Genomic DNA, 23417 nt, shown 5'->3' on the forward strand with positions numbered 1-23417 from the left:
ATGCCGCACGCTGTGACAGCTTTTGTTTATTGTTTAGCTAAAGTTTGGAAGGAACACTTTAGCGAGGTCGTGCAAAACTAGGTGGCTTGTACTACTGGCAGGATGACTCTCAGTGCCTCGACCAACCCTGGAGCTCTTTCCCCATCGCGCAACATCCTGGTAAGCCACGCACTAAATGCAGCCATTCTCGTTTGCTTCAGATGAAGAGCAGCATGGGCGAGCAACCCTTTGTTGTCATAGACGGTCAGCAGACTAGCCAAATCCCTACTCGTTAATGCATCCTGAATCTTGCTATTCGCTCTCGCTGCGAGTTCTGAGATATCTAAAGTGGCTGTATGAGTGTTGTATTCTGTGATTAAACCAGCAATATTCTTTGAGCCAGAAAGGTCGATTTTTTTGAGTGCTCTGTCAATTCGGCGGCGACAGTATCTTACAACCACTTCTTCGATTGCCGCCGGTGACTGCAAAGTGTCAAAGATAGCCGACTCCAGTTTTGACAATTGCTGCTCGAGCTCCTCGCCCTCAAGACCTTCTAGTTGCGCGATAGCACGGCTGACATCAGGCAACAGAATCAAGTTCTCTGCCTCAGATACTGGAAGCGGAAATATACCTAGACTGTTCAGGTGATTGATCTCGTCTATTGTGTAGTCATCGGCATCAACAATTCCTGCGCACGTGATCCGTGTAAGCTGCGCGTTCGCACGCATCGTGACTACAGCATGCACAACTTGCTCACACGAGCCTCGAGGAATTACCGTCCATTGCGGATAACAACATCGGTAGATCGCGAGATCTAAGCTGGCTCCAGTGCCCTCCACAAACAAAATGGGACGGCGGCTGCCCAAGATCAATGTTGTCACCTCCTCATCAAAATCTGTGTCCTCTGGAACGTGCTCTATCGTCCAGGAAGGAGTCGGGTCGAATAGCCTGATGACGTATTTCTGAGCGGCCCGGGCTGCAGCAAAGTGCAAGTCATGAGTGATGAACAAAAAAGCGCAATCCTTTCGTGCAGCCTCTATTTCATCCCAGAGACTGGACATAATAGACGGATGAACGTGCAACTCAGGCTCATCAATAATTAGGAGAGATGATTCGGCGGCGACTAAGGCTTGCGCTATGAGATAAAAGATGGATCGCTCCCCGTCGCTCATCTCCGACGCTGGATAGGTTTCGCCCCCATCTACAAGCGCGACGTTAATATCGTCGCCAGATATGACTAACTTTCGGTGCGGCAGGAGACGTTGCCAGATTTCGGAAAGAGTTTCAAATTTCGTTGCAGTCGCCTTTGTCAGTGTACCGGACCGGTACTTGGTGTGCGTTTCTAGCGTCGTAACCGACTGGTCAGCGAAAAGCGCTTGTAGCAAACTGTCGAAGTCGTTAAGCATTGCCACTGCCGGCTTCGAATTTTTCCACCGATTACTTGCGCGATGGTGAATCGCAGCGCTCTCACCTTCATATCCGTATCGAAGCTTTTTAAGTGCCTCAGCACCACGAATTTTAGGTACAGCTGGATTTAGATTAAGAGCTCGGTGCGCCGAAATGCGGTGAGCGTTCTCTCCTACGGATTCTTCAATGAGCACAGCTAAGCGTGTTTTTCCCGAACCATTTGCCCCAACAAAGACCAACGATGAGCCAAGATCAATAGCTATTGAAGTCTGATGACCGGGACCGGGAATTTGAAAATTGAATGCCACGTAAGACCTTTCCGGTTACGAAGTTAGTTGATTGGGAAATCTATGATCTGCGTTACTGATTTTACTTGGCTCCTAGGCATCAATAACATGCTATCAGCATTACACTGGAGCCCGACGTTACACCAAGAAAATTAGTGCGTATCCGTAATGACCGCTTCTGGCCGGTAGCAGACGCTCACTATCGAATACCTCTTCCTCGACCTACATCCCGCTCACGGCAATAACATACTGCTCAGACCGATAAGCGAAGGCATTAGAGAATGACAGTTATGTCGCAACCCGTATGCGCAGCAATTCGAGCATTTATATGCTCCCTCGGGTCCTGCATGGTTTGTTGCCAACAAGCCTCCATGGGATATGGCGCATTAACTCCCGAGCGCCATGGAGTTCGATCACTCTGCCCGGCCATCTCCGCCACTCCCTGCAAATGCACAATCAAATGCCGGCTCGCAGCCTCCACCTCACCCTTTTCGAGCAAATCCAATCGGTTCGCCCAGTCCTGCATCATTACCCTTCTCTGCTCCACATATTGCGCATGGTTGTAGATCGCACTGATCCGATTCGGATCGGCATGCGACAACTGCGCATCCACCCATATCCGCGGATAGCCAATCTCATTTAATGCTGTCGACAGTGTGGCTCGAAGTCCATGTCCAGTCAGGCGACCGTCGTACCCCATACGCTTCAATGCGAAGTTGACAGTGTTCTCGCTTATGTGGTCTGTCAGCCGTGCCACGCCCGCGAACACATACTTCTGTGTAGGCTTGAACGCATCCAGCACCTCACGCACAAGCTGCTGCGCCTGAACCGATAACGGCACGATGTACGGTGGAATATCACCGACCCGCACACGCCGCCGTCGAGTCAGCATGTTGCGTTGCTTGAGCGAGGCCGCAGGTATGATCCACACGCCACGTGCCAGGTCGAACTGGTCAGGCGTGGCCAGCCGCAACTCCCCCGTACGCACGCCGGTCAACAGCAACAGTCGAACCGCCATCTGCGTCACCTTTCTTCCCTGATAGGCACGCAAGTCCCTCAAGAACGACGGCAGTTCTTTGATTATCAAGAACGAATTGTGCCGAACCGGCGGCAGCGGGATCGCCACTACGTGTAGATCCCGTGCAGGGTTGTTCTCCATGTCGGGCACCACCACCACGGCGTACTCGAACAATTGCCGCAACCACGTGCGCATCTTCTCTGCGACTGACAGCGAACCCCGCGCCTCGATGCGCCCGATCACCTCCAACAGGTGATGCTGCGTAATTTCATGAATGGTCATTCTGCGCAGCGCCGGGATCACGTCTTTCTGGAACACCCGTCGGATCTGCTGCAATGTGCTTTGCCTCCCCTCCTCCAGCACCAACATCCGATGAGCCAGCCACTTCTCGTACACCCGCATGAAGGTGTACTCACCCGCCAGTCGAGCAGCCTGCTGCTTCTGTTTTCGCGCGAGCCTGGGGTTGATGCCTTTGGCGATCATCGCCCTCGCCTCTATCCGCATGGCCCGCGCATCACGCAAGCTCAACTCGGGATACGTACCGAAAGACATCCGTGACCGCTTGCCTAGCCACTGGTAGCGAAAATGCCAGGCCTTACTGCCCTGGGCCGAGATGAACAACGACAGGCCGTCGTAGTCGCCCAGTGTGTAAACCTTCCCCGTTGCCTTGGCGTTTCGGATATGTACGTCAGTCAGCGCCACGCTTGCTCCCCAAATCCCAAATTAGACGGGATAGGAGCCATGGTCGCAGCAACGTCGCGCTGCGGGCAGAAACAATGCGACATGCCCGCCCCCATATTGATGGGCCAAAAAATGTACCGAAATGGGGGCACTAGAGAGGCATTTTTCCGATCCCGAAAGCATCAGGAATGAAAAAATCTCATTGAAATTCAATCGCTTGTAATCACTTCCCAAAGTGACGAACCTGGTTTGGAGCGTGACTGGAGCGGGTGATGGGAACGGGAAGATGTGTCCAAGCCGCTAATTTCAAAGGGATTTTTTGAACTCAATTTTCGAGTTGCGACCACATTTTGGCCCACGGACAATCACTTGACAAGCTCCTTTGTCCACTGACATCCAGCGAGCACCACCAACCGCCACGATACGCTGATCACGCTACCTTCCAAGCTGGCCATGCTGGCGCGATCACAGATCGTCGACTTCAGGAGTAACGGCATGATGACCGTGCCTACCATCATGTCGGACCAGCCGTGCTCGGCCAGCACCAAGCCGTTACCGGCGCCTAGCGTATCCAGTTGTCCGCTACGTCGTTGCGCGGGCAACTACCGCCACAACAGCATGCATGGTCAGCGACGACGGTAGTTCGTGCGCCATGCTCGCAAACTGGGACATCCTATCGAGCAGATCCGCAAGCTGATCTGCCTTTGACGAGCGGCGCGAACACGCGTGTAGTTCGGCGGATGACGTGATCGGGGCGCACATTGCCAACATCGAGACATGACCGCGCTAGAAGTCGAATGACCATTGCGCCATGCGTCTACCCGCTCAAGCCTCTGAGGCGCACGCGCAACAGCAACCGTGAGCCTATTTCAGTCAGACAGCATGCCGCGCTGGTCTGAGCCGGCCTGGTGCAAGCCCCACCACATAGCCCTCCGCCATCTCCACCGGCGCAGATCAGCATGCAAGCCGTGGCGTCGAGACCGAGAACGAAACAGCTGATGCAAGAGCGGTCTTGCAGATAAATCACCAAGCAACAACGCTCACGTAAGCGGGTACAAGCCCTATCCCGATGCGGCCCGCCGTGGCCTGCATCGAGATTGGGCTCCCGCGACAACCGGCAGTCAATAGCAAACGGTCTGTGATCACCAGGGACGGGGCATCTTTGCGATGAGCACGCGCGGGCACGCGCATTGGCTCGATCACCGCTCGCCCCCAACGAATTCATAGCGCCAGGAGCTTCCTGGCCCCAGGAGATTTGGATGTAGAGATTTGATCGTAGGAGATGGACGCATGCACGACAGCCCTCCCATAGCCAAGGTCTACTATCGCCCCATCGAAGCAGCAATCCGTTGGGCAGGCTTACTTAAGTACAAGAAGTACATCATTGGCCTTATCACGTCGCCACCGAGTATGCCGGAGACAGTCGATTGCCCACGCTGGACCGAACTGCGGCTTTGCAATGAGCGCATCTACGACGCCATCTTCAATGGCGAGCTCCCCTACGGACACCTTGGAATCACGCGCAGCGATGAGGCGCTTTGGGATTCGCCCGATTTGACAATCAGGCACGTAGATCTCAAGCGCTGGATGACCCACCACTACCCCGAACAGCGACCTGGATTCCTTTTCAGTCGTGCTGAGCGAATCTCTCATCCCACCATCACCCTGGAAACCGGACAAGCCCTGCTGGTCGAACGCCAAGCGCTGAAGGCGGAACTCGCGCAATGCCGTCAACAACTCCAGACGCTGAGAGAAGCGCACCAGAACCTTCTCAAGCAAAGTGAAACGATCCCTGCTTGCCATGAATGCCCGATCACCGATCGGGCCGAGTCCACCTACCAGCACATCATCGGCGGCATGCTCGACCTGATGCTGAGCCAGTCGCCAGCTGGCACACCCTATTCAAGCTTCAAGAGCCAAGAGGCGATCGTCACTGCGCTGGTTGCGAATCATGGCGGGATCATGGGGATCGCCGAGCGCACGTTGAACGGGAAGTTCGCTCAGTCACGCCGCAAACTCCGCGCTGCCACCGGTTAGCCTCCATCTCACTGATCACCACTTGCCGAAATTTGCAAGCTTGCATGTGCAGTCCGCAATATTGCATTTGCAGTGCATTTCCTCAATTCGCTCTATTTAATGAGGGTCACGCCAACAAACGCCACTAAGCGTTAAGGAGTGACCGCCATGTTGCAAACGCCTGCATTACCGCCGGGCGAACGCCGCATCCTGCGGCTAGAGGAGGTCGAATCCAAAACAGGATTCAAGCGCGCGCACCTCTACTCGCTGATGAAGAAGGGGGAGTTCCCTCAAGCGCTTCGCCTCGGCGTTCGTGCGGTGGGCTGGGACTCGGCCGAGATCGACCTCTGGATCAGCGAACGCCTCAAGAACAGGGTGCCGCAACCCTCCCTCTCACGCAACGGCTGAGGGGGAGAAGATGCGCGTCGTATCCATCATCTCCACCAAAGGCGGCGTCGGCAAGACGACGACCGCTGCCAATCTCGGCGGCATCGTGGCCGATGCAGGTCTGCGTGTTCTGCTGATCGACCTCGACGTGCAACCCACGCTGTCGTCCTACTACGAACTAACGCATCGCGCATCCCGTGGCATCTACGAGATGCTGGCGTTCAATGAGCGGGATTTCGAGCAATTGGTTTCTCGGACAGCCATCCCGGGCCTGGATCTGGTTCTGTCCAACGATGACCGGGGAGAACTGAGCACGCTGTTGCTGCATGCCCCAGATGGTCGCCTGCGCTTGCGCCACCTGCTGCCGGCATTGGCGCCGCTGTACGACCTCGTGCTGATCGACACTCAGGGTGCTCGCAGTGTCATTCTTGAGATGGCGGTGCTTGCCTCCGATCTGGCGCTGTCGCCCGTAACACCTGAAATCCTGGCCGCGCGCGAGCTACGTCGCGGCACCATTCAGTTGCTTGAGGACATCGCGCCGTACCGCCATCTCGGTATCGAGCCCCCTCCGCTGAACCTGCTCATCAATCGCGTACTTTCCGTTTCTTCGAACGCGCGATTGATCCAGCAAGCTTTACGCGACCTGTTCCAGGAGCATGTCGGCATTCGCGTGCTGGACACCAATGTGCCAGCCATCGAGGCCTATCCACGCGCCTCCACACGCGGCCTGCCGGTACACCGTGTCGAATATCGACAACCGCCCGGCAGAGTCGCGCCTGCAGCGCTCGACACAATGCGCGCACTCGCGATGGAGCTCTTTCCGCAGTGGCGCGACCGCCTGATCCTGGTGACCGGTCACCCACTGAAGGTTGACCGGTCAGGGAGGCTGCCCCATGGCCAACGCGCATGAACTGGCGCGCGGCCACAAGCGACTGCGTGCCCTGATCGAGTTTGCCATTGGTGAGGGTTGGCGCGTCAAGCGAACTTCCGGCGGGCACCTGAAGTTCACAAAGACCGGTTGCGCACCGATCTACACCAGTTCAACCGCCAGCGATCATCGGGCCGGCCTGAATGCCCGCGCGCAGATTCGGCGCGCCGACCGCCAGGGCCGTGCGGACCGGGGAACTGGTCATGGCTGATCTTACGCACCAGGAAATGGCCGGCAAGCTCATGGCCGCCGGCTTTGAGCGTAACGGCCCGTCGGCCACAGCGCTGAGCGACCCGATCGCCGACACCCCCATGGTCGTCACCCTCGATCAGTTGCGCCCCTACGATCACGATCCACGCGTTAAGCGCAACCCGGCATACGAGGAAATCAAGGCGTCGATACGCGAACGTGGGCTCGATGCCGCACCCGCCATCACCCGTCGTCCCGGCGAGCCCCACTACATCATCCGCAATGGTGGCAACACGCGGCTCGCCATCCTGCGCGAGCTCTGGGCCGAGATGAAGGATGAGCGCTTCTTTCGCGTTCCATGCATGTTCCGCCCTTGGCCGGAGCGCGGGGAGATCGTGGCGCTCACCGGTCACCTGGCCGAGAACGAACTGCGTGGCGGCCTGACCTTCATCGAGCGCGCGCTGGGCATCCAGAAGGCCCAGGCGCTCTACGAGCAGGAGTCCGGCAAGCCGCTGTCGCAATCCGAACTCGCCAGGCGCCTGACGACCGACGGCCTTCCGGTGCAGCAATCGCACATCAGCCGCATGCAGGATGCCGTGCAGTACCTGCTGCCAGCCATTCCCACCGTGCTTTACGGTGGCCTGGGCCGGCGGCAGGTCGAGAGGATCGCCGTGCTGCGGCGCGCCTGCGAGCGCGTCTGGGAACGCCGCGCGCTGGCCAAGCACCTCACGGTGGATTTCGCCACGCTGTTCCAGGACGTGCTGACCCAGTTCGACACCAAGCCGGAGGAGTTCTCTACCCGGCGAGTTCAGGATGAACTCATCGGACAGATGTCCGAGCTGCTACAGGCGGACTACGACACCTTGAGCCTGGAGGTCGACGACAGCGAGAGTCGGCAGCGGGCGCTGTTGAGTGAACCGGCACCGGACAGCACGGCCGCACCTCCTGCCGTCATACCTCCGCAGGTCCCGCCACCGGCCGCGACCACACCGCGTCCCTCACCACCTTCTGATGCACCCGCTGCGCCGGACACGATCCTGCCCACCGCGCCTCCGACCACACGTTCGACCGCGACGCCGACAGCGACAGAAGATCAGGGCCAAGCGCATCAGGACACCACCCAGCAGAACGATCGCGACCAGCGTCTGCAGGCACACATTGTCTCGCCGGCACCGACCACGGAACGGCTGCAATCCATCCAGCGCCTAGTGGCCGATCAGATGGGGGACTCTCCACCTGACTTCGAGGCCGACGCGCTGCGCGCAATCCCTGTCCAGGCAGGCGGCCTGTATCCGATTTCGGACGTCTGGTACATCGAGCCCGGTCTCGATGTACCCGATCGCTTGCGCGTCCATATCGCTCAGTTCGCGTGCGAGATCGCCGAGGAAGCAGGACTGGCCAGCCATGTCCAGCCGAGCACCGGGGGCATCGGCTTCGTTTGCGGGGCGCCCAGGGCGGCCGCGGCGCTCCCCGATGCGTCTGCCGCCGTGCTGAACCTTCTGAGCGCGTTGAGTGGGCATCAGGAAGGGGTGGCGCGATCCGATCCCGCCCGTCTTGCCGATGACCTGGCGCCGATGCTGCATGGCTGGGGTGGCACGACGTCGCGCCTGAGCGATACGGCGCTGGTGAAGCTGTTCCGGCTGCTTCGATTGGCACGCCGCCTCGCCGATCTGGACGCCGGCATGCCATCCGCCGATGCGGGCAGCCCCTGAGCGCGCGGGAGATCAGCATGTCGGCACCACATCCACTCAACCAAGCCGTGATCGCCCAGGCGCTGCACGACCTGCGAAACGGTCAGCTTCGCCGCTGCAAAGCCATGGGCTTCGGCGAGGAAGAGCTGGATGCACTCAAGCATCCGGCGCTGGTGAGCGTGCTGGCCAATGCCAACGTGTCCTGGTGCTCCGTATCGGTGAACCGGGACGTGCTCAAGCGTCTGCTGACCCAGGTGGACGACGTGGAGAAGGAAATCGCCACGGTCGACCGGATGCTGAAGCTCGGTTCGAGCACCGAGATGATCAGCAAGTTCTTCGGCTTGACCCACCAGGAAGTCGCGCTGCGTCGGAACATCCTTGGCCTGCCCAAGCGCCGGGGACGCTACCCGGTGCTGGACGAAGCGCAGGACGTGGCCTTGTGGCGGCAATGGCAGGCCGGCATGAAGGAACGCGGCATCACTCCCGGCGACGAGACGGAGATGCTGGCCCTGACGATGGACCTGGCCGAATCCATGGCGGTGCCGATGTCGGTGATCTGGGCAGCGATTCGCAGCTGGATCGAACAGGGACAGGTGTAGACGATGGCGACGGACGCGTCGCCAAGGCGGGCAGGCCCCGTTGCGCTGTCCGCGCTGTTCGACGAGGCCCTGCAAAACCTGCAGCCGCCGCGGGGAGCGGCATCGCCCCAAGACGGATTCCTTTTCAGCGGCAATCGCCATGAAAGCGTGCCGAGAACGCTCTTTCTCGACAAGCGCCTGACCCCGCTGGAACGCAACGCCTGGCAAGTCTTCCGCTTGCAGTTGAACGGCGATGGGCTCACCGCGTTCCCGACCTACGATCAGCTCAGGCCCTACCTGGCCTCGATGCCGTGTACGGCACTGGCCTCTCACGAGACCATCGCACGCGCGCTCACACTGCTGCGCCTGACGCGCTGGATCAGCCTCGTGCGTCGCCGGCGCGACCCCAAGACAGGTCGCATCCAGGGCAACCTCTACGTGCTGCACGACGAGCCTCTGACGCCCTTTGAAGCGATGCAGTTGGATCCTGATTACCTGGGGCTTGTGAGCCAGGCGCTTACGCATGCCAGCAAGGCGGTGCAGATCGTGGGCCTGCATACCCTGAAGGAGATAGCCGACGATCCGCTGGTCAGCGGCCGCACGCTGCCGTCCCGCCTGCAGGTGTTGGCGCAGCGGATGGCCGAGGGCGGATTCGGGCCTGGCAGTTATCCACAGGACGGCGTCCCTCACGAATCCGAAGAAGGCCAGGATGCCCTTCTTCGGAATGGCGCGCACCCGTCTTCGGAATCCGAAGCAGGCCCGAAAGCCGCGCCAAACGGCTCACTTCGGATTCCGAAGACGGGCCGTACAGTACTGAAAGACAGTATCAATGAAGTACGTACAGTACCGCGCGCACGCGGGCTGCACGACCTGCAGCTGCCCGAGCGCTTCCTGGCCCTGAAAGACGAACAGCAGGCCGGCGCGCTGGTGGCCCTTCGGCAGGTGGACGAAGGGCAGCGCCAGGCGGTACTCGACGAATGGGCGGCACGTTGCCGAAGCAGCACGGTACGCAACCCGGCCGGCTACCTGTTCGGGATCATCCAGAAGGCCATCCGCGGCGAGTTCAAGGCATGGGCCGGCGACGCCGCTCAGCCAACAACTCCTGCGGCAACATCGCCACCGCCCGCTGCGACGCCACCATCGGCCAGCACCTTCACCCCAGCGGATCCCGAGGTGGTGCGCGCGCACATTGCGCGGTTGCGCGAAGTCCTGCGCAGAACATGAGGCAACGAGCTATCCCCCGGGGATAGCTGGGACAGACAGCCTTCCGGCACGCCGCCGTCGCCAGCACACAACCCTGGCCTGCGGCAGAGCTATCCCCGGGGGATAGCTGGGACACACGGCCTTCCCGCGACAGACAAACCGGGCGGGCGTCGGATGCGGTTTGTTGACTGACGGCCTTCCGGGCAATCCCGATGCTGGCGACTCGTTTCTTCTTCAGCGAGTCGCCCACATGGCCAACGAACCTCTGCAGCTCAACCTCGGATCGCTGCGCAGCGCGATGACGCTGACGCTCCATACGCACCATGCGTCCCGCATCTGGCATGGGCGCGCGCCCGCGGAAGGACGCCCGGGCATCATCGGTCTCAACGGCTTCATCGGCAACATGAACAAGATGAAGCGGGGATCGGAGCAGGACGATCCCTACAGCGACTGGTGGATGTTGCGGGTCGAGGAGAAGCTGGAGCAGACCAAGGCCACGCTCCAAACACTGCGCGAACAGGTGGACCAAGCGCTTGCCGACGTGCCGCCGGCACTCAGCCTGGGCGAGAACCTGAACGTCCAGCCCGTGAAGCTTCCGCTGTTCGTCAATGCGCAGCTGGGCTTCATGGCCGTCTACCTGCTGGCCGACTACGACGATCTCGCGCGCAAGTTGATCCTGGCCCATCACACCGCCCTGATCGATCGCGGCACGCTGGAGCGCTGGCTCAACGACGGCGCGCACGCGCTGCGCAGCCTCTTCAGCTTGGCCCAGCAGTATCGCTATTCCGGCTGCACCCGCGACGACTTCGCGGCGAAGAACGCGGCGGCGCACGCAGCGCTGGAGAAGTTCGGCGAGCTGCCGCAGGACGTGCTGAAAGGCGCGCGACGGTCCCGTTTTGCGCCGCCGGTGCTGCGCCGCAGTCCGCTGTCTGCGACGCCACGCACGCCTACCGAGGCCAGGGCCAGTGCTCTTGCGGAACCGGCGGATGAAGTTGGCGGCGGTGCGTCTGTCGACACGCCCGTTGATGCGTCTGCGGAAGCATCTTCGGATCTGCCTGCGGAGGATCCGGCGCGACCCGACAAACCCAGGCGTTCGAGGAAGTCCACCAAGGCAGCCGAATCCGCCGATGGGGATGAACCGGCATGACCGGGGAATTGCCCGAAGCGCGCTGGCACTTCGCGCCGCTGGAACAGGCGGACTTCCAGCGGCTGGAACACGCGGGCTACCTAAAAGGCCTTTTAAGCCCTTTGCCTTTTAAAGGTAAGGGGAGTCTGGAGACCTGGGCCAGCCAATGCGTGTCACTGCGCGACGGCCTGATCGCGCTGGCGACGCAGCGGGTACTGCCGCAGGCGCGTGCCTACCCCTTCAATCTCCTCGACGTGCATCTGGCCCAGCAGGCCACTGGCGCAGGCACAACCTTCCTTCGCTGGCGCAACACCGATCGTTCATCCATGGGGGTGGCGCTGTGGCAGCGACTGATCGCCAGCCCCGCCACGCCCGAGCGCCTGATCGACGACCTGTACGCAATGGAGCGGCAGCGACTCGTGCTGAACATGCAGATCAGCCTCACCCACAGCATCGCCCGCCAGGCCCTTGAGTGCGCCAGCAAGCTGGCTCAGGCCGAAGCGGACTACCTGCGCCGCATCCACCCCAGGGACGGCGCGTCGATTTCCCCCATCACCCCCCAGGAGGCACCATGAGCACCCACTTCTACGGCGAAGGCAACATCGGCTCCGCGCCGGAGTATCGCGAGTTCCCCAACGGCAACGAAGAGCCCCGCCGGCTTCTTCGCCTCAACGTTTACTTCGACAATCCAGTGCCCAAGCCGGACGGCTCGTTCGAGGATCGCGGCGGGTACTGGGCACCGGTCGAGTTATGGCATCGCGATGCCGAGCACTGGCAGACGCTGTACCAGAAGGGCATGCGCGTGCTGGTGGATGGCCGCACAGTCCGCGACGAGTGGGAAGACGCCGACGAGAACGAGCGCGTTACCTTCAAGATCGAGGCCCGGCGCGTCGGAATCCTGCCGTTCCGTGTCGAGTCGGTGAAGCTCAGCTCCAAGCCGTCGAACGCCGAGCACGAAGGCGCCGCGGACTCGTAGCGTGGGCAACTGGCGGCGGCGAGCCTCGCCGCTGCCACTTGGCGACGACGCGCCCGCTGCTGTGACAGGAAAGGGTTTGACGACGACCGATTCCTGACTCAGCCCACGGGTGGTGACATTCTCTTGAGCCGAGGGCCTTGCGGCCTTCGGCGCTTTCTCTCCTACCTATCTGCAATGCCGAGCTGAACCAGCTTGCTGCCACACGAAACAGCGCGCCGCCGCCCTGATGTCGCAAAGGCGAGTGTCATCCAATGCGCAGCGGCGTCCGCCGACTACGGTTGTGCGCGGCTTCAGCGACGCTGAAAGGCGGAGAATGGCGCGGGGGCGGGTAGCTTTGGCGATTCCGGCATGGTCGCACGGTAGCCCTCGACATCGCTCAGCAGCAGGCGTACCTGCGTACTCCAGCCGCCGATCAGCACGTCGGTCTTGCCGTCGCCGTCGAGGTCGCCGGTGCTCGTGCTCCAGCTTCGTCCGACCGTAATTCCCGGCACGACGTCCAGGGTCACGTCGGTGAAGTGGCCCTTGCCGTCGTTGCGCCATGCGCGCAGCTGCAGCGGGACGAAGCCGGGCACCTGGACCGCGCCCACCAGCAGATCCAGCGCGCCGTCGCCATCGAAGTCGATGACGGTCCCTGCCCAGCTCGAGAAGGTGTGCGCCGGCAGCCGCGTGGCGGTCTCGTCGATGAAGCGTCCCTTGCCGTCGTTGATGAGCAGTCGCGTCTGCGGATCCTTGTCCCATCCGACGTTGTTGCTGGTGATGTTGAAGAAGAGGATGTCCTTCAGCCCGTCGCCGTTGGCGTCGAACACATGGACCTCGGTCGTTTCCATCGGCACGCGCAGGTCCAGCCGCTCCGAGGCGTCAGTGAAGCGTGCCGCGCCATCATTGATCAACAGGCGGTTTGGCTGGGTCGGGCTGCCGACGACGATGTCCAGATCGCCGTCCCCGTCCATGTCGGCCAGGGCCAGGCCTCCGGTCTGGTCGTCCTCGCCGGGCAGGGTGTCGCTGGCGTCGCGGAAATGCCCCGGTCGTGCCGGATCGTTGAGGAACAGGAGGTTGCGAGCCGGGACGACCTTGCCGCCGTGTCCCTGTTCGCCGGTGCTGCCGACGAGGATGTCCGGGAGGCCGTCCCCGTTCAGGTCGCCCACCGCCAGGGCGTTGCCCTGACTGGAGCGTGGCAGGCGGTCGCTGACATCGGTGAAGCCGCCACGTCCGTCGCCGAAATACAGCTGGTGGACCTCGTCCTCTTCTGCCACGAACACCACGTCGATATTGCCGTCGCCATTGAAGTCGGCCGCTCTCACATGCTCGTTGTCGTGCATGACGTTGCCGAAGGCGCCGGGCACGTACTTGAACCTGCCGCCGCCCTCGTTCAGATAGAGGCGGTTGACACCGTATTCGACCGCGATGACGGCATCGAGATCGCCGTCATTGTCGACATCGACCAGAACCGAATCTAGCGCGTTGAGTTTGGGCGCAAGCGGAACGTGGGTGGCAGTGGCATCGTAGAACACGGACGTGGGCAGGTCCGGCCTGGAGAAGAAGGCGTGTTCGGATGGATGGGGGGGCGTCTGCTGAGCGATCGCCGGCATCGCCGCGAATGCGTAAGCCAGCAGCGTCAGGCCAAGGGGTGCGTAATGCTTCATCTGATTTCCTCCGTTTTCGTGTTTTCGCGCTGCCCACGGCCGCGGGTGATGGCCGCGGTGCGGGAATTGTCGTGATTGGTCGCCGCTGGACTGGCCCCGCTATCGCGGACACCGATCACCGCGACAGCGCTCGCCGGCGCTTCAGCATGCAATGCCCGGTGCGCCCCATGGCCGTGTTGCCGCGCTTGGACCGCGTGGCAACATGCCCATCGACTTTTTCCCGGCCTGCAACTGCGAACCGCGACGCGGATGAAGAGATCTCCCGTCATTTTTTGGGCGGGGCTTCCACGCCCGACCAGGAGAGAACCGTCTCCTGCAGGCGCTGGCCCCGCACCTCGATCTTCGAAGCGGCGGTGTTCAGTTCGGCGAGCTCTTGCGGGGTGAACCTCACCGAGCTCGCGCCGAGGTTTTCCCGCATGTGCTCGATGTTGGTCGTGCCCGGAATCGGAACGATCCATGGCTTCTGCGCCATCAGCCAGGCGAGGGAGATCTGGGCGGGGGTGGCGGACTTGCGCTCGGCCCAGGCGCTCACTAGGTCGAATAGGGCCAGGTTGTGTTCCAGGTTCCCGCCCTGGAAGCGCGACGCCTGCGGCCTGGGGTCGTTGGGGCCGAAAGCGGTGCCCGGCTTGACGCGGCCGGCCAGAAAGCCCGTGCCCAGCGGGCTGTACGGCACGAAGCCGATGCCGAGTTCCTCGCAGATCGGCAGGATCTGCTGCTCCGGCCCACGCCACAGCATCGAATATTCGTTCTGCACCGCCGTGACCGGCAGCGCGGCATGGGCGCGGCGCAGGGTGTTCGGCCCCATCTCGCTCAGACCCCAGTGCAGCACCTTGCCTTCGGCCATGAGATCCCGGACCGCGCCCGCGACGTCTTCGATCGGAACCTCGGGATCGACGCGGTGCTGGTACAGCAGGTCGATGCGGTCGGTGTTCAGCCGCACCAGCATGGCTTCGACGGACTGCCTGATATGCTCTGGCCGGCTGTTGAAGCCGCCGAGCGCCTTGCGGGTCTTCAGATCGACGTTGAAGCCGAATTTGCTGGCAATGACGACGTCGTTGCGGATCGGGCGAAGCGCTTGCCCGACCAGTTCCTCGTTGGTGAAGGGACCATAGATCTCGGCGGTGTCGAAGAAGGTCACGCCGCGGTCATGGGCGTCGCGGATGAGCCTGATCTGCTCGCTCTTTTCCCCGGCCGGACCATACTCGCCGATCAGGACCATGCATCCCAGGCCGATGCTCGATACCTCCAGGTCACCGAGCCGGCGTCGACCTTCCACACGGGCGGTCCGAGGCGACGAGGCCGCAGGTGTCGATTGCGCAAATGCCGTGGAGGCCAGGCCGCACAGGAGCGGCGCGAGGGCAACGCCGCCGGCCGCCGCCAGAAATTCGCGGCGAGCGAATTGTCTTTTCGAAATTCCCGGACCATCGTTCTTCATGAGGTGGCTCCTTTAGTGGACGTGTCTAGCGGAAAATCCGGCATCCTGCGATGGCTCATTCGATCTCTTTGCAGGAAGCTGGGCGGTGTCTTCGGGCGATCAGGGTGAGGGCCGCTGCGCCGACCACGGCGATGAGGGCGATGACCGATGCACCGATGTAGGCGTCCTGGATGCCGGAGGCGATACCGCTTTCCGGTCCGGCTCGGGTGGAGCCGATGGACATGAGCGTGACGAGCGTCGCCGTGCCGGCGGCGCCGGCGAGCTGCTGCACGGTCGAGAAGGTCGCGCTGCCGTGCGAGTAGAGCGAGGCGGGGAGCGGGCTGAGCGCCGAGGTCATCAGCGGCGTGAAGAGGAAGGCCAGGGCGATGTGCATCACGGTGAACATGGCCATCGCCAGCAGTGGAGAACCGTCCTGCGAGAGGGTCAGGGCGAAGACCACCTGCGACAGGGCGAGCAGGATGGCCCCCGGCACGACGAGCGGGCCGGGACCGACCCGGTCGTACAGGCGCCCGACGATCGGCGAGAGCACTGCCAGGAGCAGGCCGCCCGGCAGCAGCAGCAGGCCAGTGGCGAGCGCGCCGACGCCCAGCCCGTCCTGCAGGTAGAGCGGGAGCACGGTGAGCGTGCCGAACAGGGTCATCGCCACCAGGGCTGTGACGATGATCGCGGCCGCGAACTGGGGCGTGCGGAAGGTGCGCAGGTCCAGCAGCGCGAGGTCGTGACGGGCGAGGCGTCGTTGTCGGACGACGAACACCAGCATGAAGAGGGCGCCGCTGACGAGCGGGATCCAGGGGGCGATGGGCGCCTCCCCGTGTGCGGACTCGCCGATGCTCGCAAGGCCGAACACGATGCCGCCGAATGCGAGCGCGGAGAGGACGACCGAGAGCACGTCGATGGGGACGCGGCGCGTCTGCGTCACGTTGCGCAGCCGGAAAATGCCCAGCAGGAGCATCGCCGCCGCGATCGGCAGCACCGTCCAGAACAGGAAGGTCCAGTCCAGCACGCTGAGCACCGCACCCGACACCGGGGGGCCGAGCGCGGGCGCGGCCGCGGTCACGATCGAGATCGTCCCCATGATCGAGCCGCGTCGGCGTGCCGGCACCGTGTGCAGCACCGCCGTCATCAGCAGGGGCATCATCACCGCGGCGCCTGCCGCCTGCACGATGCGTCCGGTCAGGAGCATGGGAAAGCCCGACGAGAGCGCCGCGATCAGGGTGCCGAGGCTGAACAGCGACATGGTGGTGATGAATGCCTGGCGGACGCTGAAGCGCTGCAGCAGCAGGCCCGAGGTCGGGATCACGATCGCCATCGTCAGCAGGTAGGAGGTCGTCAGCCACTGGGCCGTCGCCGCGGAGATGCCGAGATCGTGGATGATGCTCGCCAGGGCCACGTTCATGATGGTTTCGTTGAGCACGACCACGAAGGTCGAGACCACGAGAATGCCCAGCACAAGCGGCGTGCCGGGTGCGAGGCGGTCGTCGGTGGCTTGTCCTCGCCCGCCCGCGAGGGCATGCTGCGTCGGGAAATCGCCGATCACTCACCGCCTCCCGTTTCCGACACGAGGTTCCGTATCCGGGTGATGCGATCCGATCGCCGCATCCGGTGGATGGAGGGCGCATGTCGCGGCCCTTTGCGCCCAGGTCCGCGCCGCGCGGCGATAATGAAGGGTGTCTTCGTCATGGCGTTTGAAGTCCTTAGCGCTCGCTAAGCGGAGTGCCGCTCCACTATAACCGGAGTTTAACTCCACTACACTCAGTCTGCGAAGGAGGTGCAACGTTGGCAACAGATCCCCCCGCGTCAGGTGAGGCGGCTCCGCTCCGGCGGGCAATGCGGCTCGACGCCCGTCGAAACCGGGAGCGGGTGCTCCTTGCCGCTCGCGAGGTCTTCGCCGAGAAGCAGCACGATGCGTCCATGGACGATGTCGCGAGACGGGCGGGCGTCGGTATCGGCACGCTCTTCAGAAATTTCCCTAAACGCATCGACTTGGTCCGAGCGCTCTATGAAGAGGATCTCCAGCAGCTCGGTCCACTCGCCGCAGAGCTGGCGATAACGCACAAACCCTGGGAGGGGCTCGTCGAATGGCTGCAGGCGTTCGTTGCCTTCTCGCAGGCGAACCGGGCTATTATCTGTGAGTTGAGCCAGCCTTCCGAACGGGATCCCGAGTTCGACCGCCGCGCTCGAGAACAGATCGACGACGCCGTCGGCAACGTGCTGGACCGGGCGCTTGCCGCCCGCGCGGTGGACCCGGACCTCACCCCAGGTGACCTCGTGCAACTCATCGGCGGCATCGTGCTATCGATCGCTGCTGATGAGACGCGGAACGACTACCTGCTCAACCTCATGCTGCGAGGAATCCGGACACCGCGAGAGTGACCCAGAGATGTGAAGGCGAAGAGCCTGGCGTACGTGTTCGGGTTGCTCAGCTCCGGCCTACATCGTCCAGTGGGCCTGCCGGAATATCTGCTGAGGAATCACCTCGCCAGGCGATGACCGGCCGACTACGAAGGCCCGGCGGCATGGAGACTGCCGCCGGGGGCTTGCTGCTTCTCCATCAAGGTATCTGCTGGGTCTCCAGGCTCTGGCGGTACTCCAGTTCGTCCTCGCGATCCAGGTCGCGCCAGCCATCGTCGGCGCCGGCCATCCCGCCGGCTTCGATGAGCACCAGTCCCGCACGTCCCGCCTTGTTGTAGAGCAGGCGGCCGCGGCAGTTCAGGGTGTCGCCGTTGAACATGCGGTCACCCTCCGGGTCGTACTCGCCCGTCATGTCACCGTCGGCCTCGATCGCCCACTCGCCGACCGCCGCCCACAGATCCGCCGTGGCGGGGCATTCGATGTCCATCTCGGGCTCGTCGGGGAACGAGGCATTGCTCTCGGCCATCGCGCCGGCCACGTCGTCATCGTCGTAGATCGCCTCGGCCAAGGCCTGCCGGGCATGCGAGTCATAGAAATCGGCCACGCCGACGTACACGCCCACCGATCCGGCGCTGGCCTTCAACGCGTCGATGCATGCCGTGGTGACCGCAGACGGGTTCATGCCTCCCTCGGAGAGACCGAGTTCCCCGACCCGCGCTTCCCCCATCGGCAGGTGGAGCACATAGACCTCGGCGTCGTCGAGGTGGTAGTCGAGCTTGGGATCGGCCTCTTCCACCGCGAGGGCCGCGTGGGTGCGATATCCCAGCAGTGCGGCGATGATTTCAGACAGGTGGGAACGCTTGACCGTCAGGCCTTGTGCGGACAGCGCCTGGGAAGCCGCATAGGCGGCAGAACGTACGAGATTGCTCATCCGAATACTCCGAAGCTGTTCGATCGGTGCGCTGGACGTTTTGTCGCGATCTCGAACAGCCGGTATCCCGGATGGTTGAACGCGAAGGATGCTGCAGGAACTGCTGATTGCCTGTTTCAAGCTGTCCAGAGCTTGGGCGGGCGCCTGACTCAAGATCCTACGCCCGAGAACCGTTCCTCGCAACTGACCTGCAGGCGTGCCCCCAGCGCCCACCGGAAGCGGCTGTAGCAGCCATCCCCCGCCTCCCATGCGCCAGCGTGGTGTCCGTGCAGTGCACCTGCACAAGTGGGTGTCTCCCGCTTCCGTGTTGTTTGCTGTCGCACGCCCGCCTGATGGGAATGCTGACGCTCATTCGTAGATCGTCACGCACATCCAGGAGGCTTCATGCGCGTGTTTCTGTGCGAGAAGCCTTCGCAAGGCAAGGACATCGCCCGGGTGTTGGGCGCCGGACAGCGCGGTTCCGGCTGCTACAGCGGTTCCGGTGTGGTCGTTACCTGGTGCATCGGTCATCTCGTCGAAGCCATCGCGCCCGAGGGCTACGACGAACGCTACAAGCACTGGTCGATCGACGACCTGCCCATCATTCCCGAGCGCTGGCGCGTCCAACACAAGGCGACGACCGCGGCGCAGTTCAAGACCGTCAAGCAGTTCGTCGGCCAGGCCACCGAGCTGGTGATCGCGACGGACGCCGATCGCGAGGGCGAGATGATCGCCCGCGAGATCCTCGATCTGTGCGGCTATCGCGGCCCGATCCAGCGCCTGTGGCTGTCCGCGCTGAACGACGCGAGCATCCGCAAGGCGCTGGGTGCGCTGAAGCCGTCGGCCGAGACCTTGCCGCTGTACTACTCCGCGCTCGCCCGATCGCGAGCCGACTGGCTCATCGGGATGAACCTGAGCCGGCTGTTCACCGTGCTCGGGCGCCAGGCCGGCTACGCCGGCGTGCTATCGGTGGGCCGGGTGCAGACACCGACGCTGAAGCTGGTGGTGGACCGCGATCGCGAGATCGCACGCTTCGTCTCCGTCCCGTTCTGGGCGATCGACGTGACCCTGGCCCATGCCGGCCAGTCGTTCACGGCGAACTGGATCCCTCCGGCAGGTTGCACGGACGACGCCGGCCGCTGCCTGCAGCATCCCGTGGCCCAGCAGGCTACCGAGCGCATGCGCGCGGCCGGCACGGCGCAGGTGCTTTCGGTCGACACCGCACGGGTTCGCGAAGGCCCGCCGTTGCCGTTCGATCTCGGCACGCTGCAAGAAGTGTGTTCCAAGCAGTTGGGCCTCGACGTGCAGGAAACGCTCGATATCGCGCAAAGCCTCTACGAGACCCACAAGGCCACGACCTACCCGCGCTCGGATTCGGGCTACCTGCCGGAGAGCATGCTGGCCGAAGTGCCGGCCGTGCTCGATGCCGTGCTCGCCACCGATCCCGGCGTGCGGCCATTGATCGACCAGCTTGACCGCACCCAGCGCTCGCGCGCGTGGAACGACGGCAAGGTGACCGCGCACCACGGCATCATCCCCACGCTTGAGCCGGCGAAGCTGTCCGCGATGAGCGAGAAGGAGCTGGCCGTCTATCGCTTGATCCGCGCGCACTACCTCGCGCAGTTCCTGCCGTTTCACGAGTTCGACCGCACCGAGGCACGGATCGCATGCGGCGGCCAGTCTCTGCTGGCCGTCGGCAAGCAGATCGTCGTCACCGGCTGGCGCCAGGCATTGGCGGCCGCGGCGCCCTCCGAAGACGATGGCGAGGACGCGCAGCGCAGCCAGGTGTTGCCGGCGCTGCAGGCGAACGCATCTTGTCAGGTCGGCCACGTCGAGCTGAAGGCGCTGAAGACCTTGCCGCCCAAGCCGTACACGCAGGGCGAGCTCGTCAAGGCGATGAAGGGCGTGGCGAAACTGGTCACCGATCCGCGGCTGAAGCAGAAGCTGAAGGAGACGACCGGCATCGGCACCGAGGCGACCCGCGCCAACATCATCAAGGGACTGCTCGAACGCGGCTACCTGCTGAAGAAGGGGCGTGCGGTCCGCGCCTCGGATGCTGCCTTCACCCTCATCGACGCCGTGCCCGGCGCTATCGCCGATCCTGGCATGACCGCCGTCTGGGAGCAGGCGCTGGACATGATCGAAGCCGGCCAGATGACCCTGGACAGCTTCGTCGAGAAGCAGTCGTCATGGATCTCCCAGCTCGTCCAGCAGTACCGCGGGGCGACGCTCTCCATCAAGTTGCCGCCATCCCCGGCGTGTCCGCTGTGCGGCTCACCGATGCGCCAGCGCACCGGCAAGAGCGGGGCGTTCTGGTCGTGTAGCCGCTATCCCGACTGCAAGGGCACCCAGCCCGTCGAATCGTCGTCGCCGAGCAAGCGTAGCGCCCCGCGCAAGCGGAGCAGCAAGACCAAGGCGCACTGACGCCCACGAACCCGTTGCCGCGCCATCCCGGTGCGGTACTTGTCCCGCTTCCCCGGCGGGATTCCCCAGCGCGCGTCTCCTTCTGCAACGGTGTGCGCGTCCCGTCCGGCCAACCCGGCGGGACGAGAAGGCCATTCCCTTCCACGAATCGCGCTTGCCGCCATTCCGCTGATCGTTCCTGCTTGCGTCCACCGCGAGAGGTCTCCCCACGGCTTGCCGGCGTGCGCCGCACGCGAGTCGTCGGGAGACCTCTCGGGTCGACCGTACTCCGTACCGGCGCCCACCGGTGAAAAGACGGGCTCCCTTTGTGCGCGGATGTGTGCCGAAGGATATCGACCCCAACCACGACACGGGTCGGGTGACTGCTGATGCAGCGACAGGCTCCACCGACGGCCACGTCCTGCGACAGCCCACGGGTGGTTTCTTCCTCCGCAGCCGAAGGCGCAAGCCTTCGGCGCCTTTCTCCTGCCTTCCCCACCCCTTGAACAGGAGATTACCCATGAACCCCCATCCCCCGACCGCCCTGCGGTACGGCAGCGTATGCAGCGGCATCGAGGCCGTGAGCCTGGCGTGGCAGCCCCTCGGGCTGGAACCGGCCTGGTTCGCCGAGATCGATGCCTTCCCGAGCGCGCTGCTCCACCACCGTTATCCCGGTGTCCCGAACCTCGGCGACATGACCGGGATCGCCCGCCAGGTTCGCGCGGGCCGCGTGCCCGCCCCGGACATCCTGGTCGGCGGCACCCCTTGCCAGTCTTTCAGCATCGCCGGCGACCGCCTGGGTCTGTCCGACCCGCGCGGCGCGCTCACCCTTGCCTATGTGGAGTTAGCCAATGCCATCGACCAAACGCGACACAAGGATCAACGCCCGCCCGCCACGCTCGTCTGGGAAAACGTCCCGGGCGTGCTCTCCGACCGTTCCAATGCCTTTGGCTGCCTGCTGGGTGCACTTGCCGGCGAAGGCCATGCGCTCGAACCGGCAGGGCCGCGCTGGACGCACGCAGGTTGTGTGTCTGGACCCCGTCGCCGCATCGCGTGGCGGGTGCTCGACGCCCAATATTTCGGCCTCGCCCAGCGCCGTCGCCGTGTGTTTCTTGTGGCAAGTGGTCGAAACGACCTCGATCCCGCAGAAGTACTTTTTGAGCGCGACGGCCTGCGTGGGGATTCTTCGCCGGGCTTCGCGCCGTGGGAAGACGTTGCCCACGCTGCTGGCGCTCGCCCTGCGGCAGCAGGCGGCCATGCAGGACTGAACCCACCCTACGGCAAGGTGACGGTCACGTTCGGCTTCGGCGGCGGCAACACCGCGGGGCCGATCGACGTCGCCGCCTGCCTGACCGCGGCGCCCGGCCCCAAGAATGATTTCGAGGTCGAGACGTTCCTGGCGCAGTCGGTGACCGGCAGCATCAGTCACACGCTCAGCACCGCTAACGGCGGCAAGGGCTGCAGCGAGGATGGCACCGGCCGCGGCATTCCGATCATCGCCTTCACCGCCCAGGATCACGGTGCGGATGCTGCGGTGGAACTGGCGCCGACGCTGCGCGCGGGTGGACACCGCCACAGCCATGCGAATGCGGGGGTGGTGCCGGCGATCGCCTTCGCACAGAACTCGCGTGGCGAACTGCGCTACGAAGCAGGCCACGGGCAGATCGCCGGCGTGCTCTCCACCGGTGGTGGCAAGCCGGGCCAGGGCCGGCCGATGGTGCTGAGCCTGGGGCAGCATGGCGGCGAACGCGAGCTGGCGGCTAAGTTCGGCGATGGGATCTCGGCGACTCTGCGTGCGAACAGCGGAAGTGGCGAGAAGGGATACGTGCTGGCGCCAGTCTGTGAGGCTCACTTCCGCTACGAGCCAAACGAATCAGGTGCCGCGGCCTGGCCGCAATGGCGCGTGCGTCGCCTGATGCCCGTGGAGTGCGAACGTCTGCAGGGCATGCCGGACGATTACACCTTGGTGCCGTATCGCGGAAAACCCGCGGCCGACGCCCCCCGCTACAAAGCCATCGGCAACTCCATGGCCGTGCCATGCGTCGCGTGGCTGGGAGGACGGCTGCTCCAGGCGATGCGCAAAACCGGATAGCCACCGACCGACATTTCCCGGCGACACCGGCGCGTCGAGCTTTCATTCTCACGCCATGCGCCGCTGATCCCTCAGCGCCATGCCAGCAGCCACGGTCTTCCAGGCTGCGATGCGGT

The 23417-nt window shown here is 63.3% G+C and carries 19 protein-coding genes; 13 read left to right on the plus strand and 6 right to left on the minus strand.

Annotated features, from left to right (window positions below; translation table 11 throughout):
- Positions 1 to 77 precede the first annotated feature (77 nt).
- Together E6C76_RS12270 and E6C76_RS12275 are read right to left on the minus strand one after the other, a co-directional pair.
- Complete coding sequence (locus E6C76_RS12270) at positions 78 to 1694, minus strand: AAA family ATPase (protein WP_136348528.1); 1617 nt, start codon at positions 1692 to 1694, stop codon at positions 78 to 80.
- A gap of 253 nt (positions 1695 to 1947) precedes the next feature.
- The gene (locus tag E6C76_RS12275) at positions 1948 to 3393 is read right to left on the minus strand and encodes an integrase arm-type DNA-binding domain-containing protein (protein ID WP_211090206.1); all 1446 of its coding nucleotides are present in this window, start codon (positions 3391 to 3393) and stop codon (positions 1948 to 1950) included.
- Positions 3394 to 4662: 1269 nt separating this feature from the next.
- Here E6C76_RS12275 and E6C76_RS12285 point away from each other — a divergent pair.
- The 10 genes from E6C76_RS12285 (at position 4663) to E6C76_RS12330 (ending at position 12466) form a co-directional block, all read left to right on the plus strand.
- Positions 4663 to 5409 carry a hypothetical protein gene (locus E6C76_RS12285; RefSeq protein ID WP_122228794.1) on the plus strand — a complete coding sequence of 249 codons (747 nt, stop codon included), beginning with the start codon at positions 4663 to 4665 and terminating at the stop codon, positions 5407 to 5409.
- 147 nt (positions 5410 to 5556) lie between these two features.
- Positions 5557 to 5796, plus strand: coding sequence for an AlpA family transcriptional regulator (locus E6C76_RS12290; RefSeq protein WP_122228792.1), 240 nt, complete (start codon positions 5557 to 5559; stop codon positions 5794 to 5796).
- A 10-nt stretch (positions 5797 to 5806) separates the two neighbouring features.
- A complete protein-coding gene (locus E6C76_RS12295) occupies positions 5807 to 6685 on the plus strand; it encodes a ParA family protein (RefSeq protein ID WP_122228790.1) in 879 nt (292 codons plus the stop codon).
- Entirely contained in the window at positions 6669 to 6914 is a 246-nt protein-coding gene (locus tag E6C76_RS12300) for a type II toxin-antitoxin system HicA family toxin (protein ID WP_122228788.1), read from the plus strand. The genes E6C76_RS12295 and E6C76_RS12300 overlap by 17 nt, the downstream gene beginning before the upstream one ends.
- Entirely contained in the window at positions 6907 to 8604 is a 1698-nt protein-coding gene (locus E6C76_RS12305) for a ParB family protein (protein WP_136348529.1), read from the plus strand. Before E6C76_RS12300 ends, E6C76_RS12305 begins: the two co-directional genes overlap by 8 nt.
- Before the next feature lie 17 nt (positions 8605 to 8621).
- A complete protein-coding gene (locus E6C76_RS12310) occupies positions 8622 to 9182 on the plus strand; it encodes a DUF2857 domain-containing protein (RefSeq protein WP_122228786.1) in 561 nt (186 codons plus the stop codon).
- A gap of 3 nt (positions 9183 to 9185) precedes the next feature.
- Complete coding sequence (locus tag E6C76_RS12315; RefSeq protein ID WP_122228784.1) at positions 9186 to 10385, plus strand: STY4528 family pathogenicity island replication protein; 1200 nt, start codon at positions 9186 to 9188, stop codon at positions 10383 to 10385.
- Positions 10386 to 10614: 229 nt separating this feature from the next.
- Positions 10615 to 11511 (plus strand): PFL_4669 family integrating conjugative element protein, encoded by an 897-nt coding sequence (locus tag E6C76_RS12320; RefSeq protein ID WP_456320492.1) that lies wholly within the window; start codon positions 10615 to 10617, stop codon positions 11509 to 11511.
- Positions 11508 to 12065, plus strand: a complete 558-nt coding sequence (locus E6C76_RS12325; protein ID WP_136348530.1) for a DUF3158 family protein — start codon at positions 11508 to 11510, stop codon at positions 12063 to 12065. Before E6C76_RS12320 ends, E6C76_RS12325 begins: the two co-directional genes overlap by 4 nt.
- Positions 12062 to 12466, plus strand: a complete 405-nt coding sequence (locus E6C76_RS12330) for a single-stranded DNA-binding protein (protein WP_122228780.1) — start codon at positions 12062 to 12064, stop codon at positions 12464 to 12466. Before E6C76_RS12325 ends, E6C76_RS12330 begins: the two co-directional genes overlap by 4 nt.
- 290 nt (positions 12467 to 12756) lie before the next feature.
- Here E6C76_RS12330 and E6C76_RS12335 read toward each other — a convergent pair whose 3' ends face one another.
- From E6C76_RS12335 to E6C76_RS12345, 3 genes are all read right to left on the minus strand, one after another.
- Positions 12757 to 14109: an FG-GAP repeat domain-containing protein gene (locus tag E6C76_RS12335; protein ID WP_136348531.1), complete on the minus strand. Its 1353-nt coding sequence runs from the start codon at positions 14107 to 14109 to the stop codon at positions 12757 to 12759.
- Between the two features lie 265 nt (positions 14110 to 14374).
- Positions 14375 to 15544 (minus strand): aldo/keto reductase, encoded by a 1170-nt coding sequence (locus E6C76_RS12340; RefSeq protein ID WP_122228776.1) that lies wholly within the window; start codon positions 15542 to 15544, stop codon positions 14375 to 14377.
- Positions 15545 to 15599: 55 nt separating this feature from the next.
- The gene (locus E6C76_RS12345; protein ID WP_122228774.1) at positions 15600 to 17081 is read right to left on the minus strand and encodes a DHA2 family efflux MFS transporter permease subunit; all 1482 of its coding nucleotides are present in this window, start codon (positions 17079 to 17081) and stop codon (positions 15600 to 15602) included.
- Between the two features lie 290 nt (positions 17082 to 17371).
- Between E6C76_RS12345 and E6C76_RS12350 the strand changes: the two genes are divergently transcribed.
- A complete protein-coding gene (locus E6C76_RS12350) occupies positions 17372 to 17917 on the plus strand; it encodes a TetR/AcrR family transcriptional regulator (protein ID WP_122228772.1) in 546 nt (181 codons plus the stop codon).
- A gap of 178 nt (positions 17918 to 18095) precedes the next feature.
- Here the strand turns inward: E6C76_RS12350 and E6C76_RS12355 are convergent, their stop codons facing one another.
- On the minus strand, positions 18096 to 18827 hold the full coding sequence (locus E6C76_RS12355; RefSeq protein WP_122228770.1) for a hypothetical protein: 732 nt from the start codon (positions 18825 to 18827) through the stop codon (positions 18096 to 18098).
- A gap of 384 nt (positions 18828 to 19211) precedes the next feature.
- Between E6C76_RS12355 and E6C76_RS12360 the strand changes: the two genes are divergently transcribed.
- A complete protein-coding gene (locus tag E6C76_RS12360) occupies positions 19212 to 21230 on the plus strand; it encodes a DNA topoisomerase III (RefSeq protein WP_136348532.1) in 2019 nt (672 codons plus the stop codon).
- A gap of 499 nt (positions 21231 to 21729) precedes the next feature.
- Complete coding sequence (locus E6C76_RS12365) at positions 21730 to 23301, plus strand: DNA cytosine methyltransferase (RefSeq protein WP_136348533.1); 1572 nt, start codon at positions 21730 to 21732, stop codon at positions 23299 to 23301.
- Positions 23302 to 23417: the final 116 nt, after the last annotated feature.

This window comes from Pseudothauera nasutitermitis (assembly GCF_004801295.1).
In the GTDB taxonomy this organism is placed as follows: Bacteria; Pseudomonadota; Gammaproteobacteria; order Burkholderiales; family Rhodocyclaceae; genus Pseudothauera; species Pseudothauera nasutitermitis.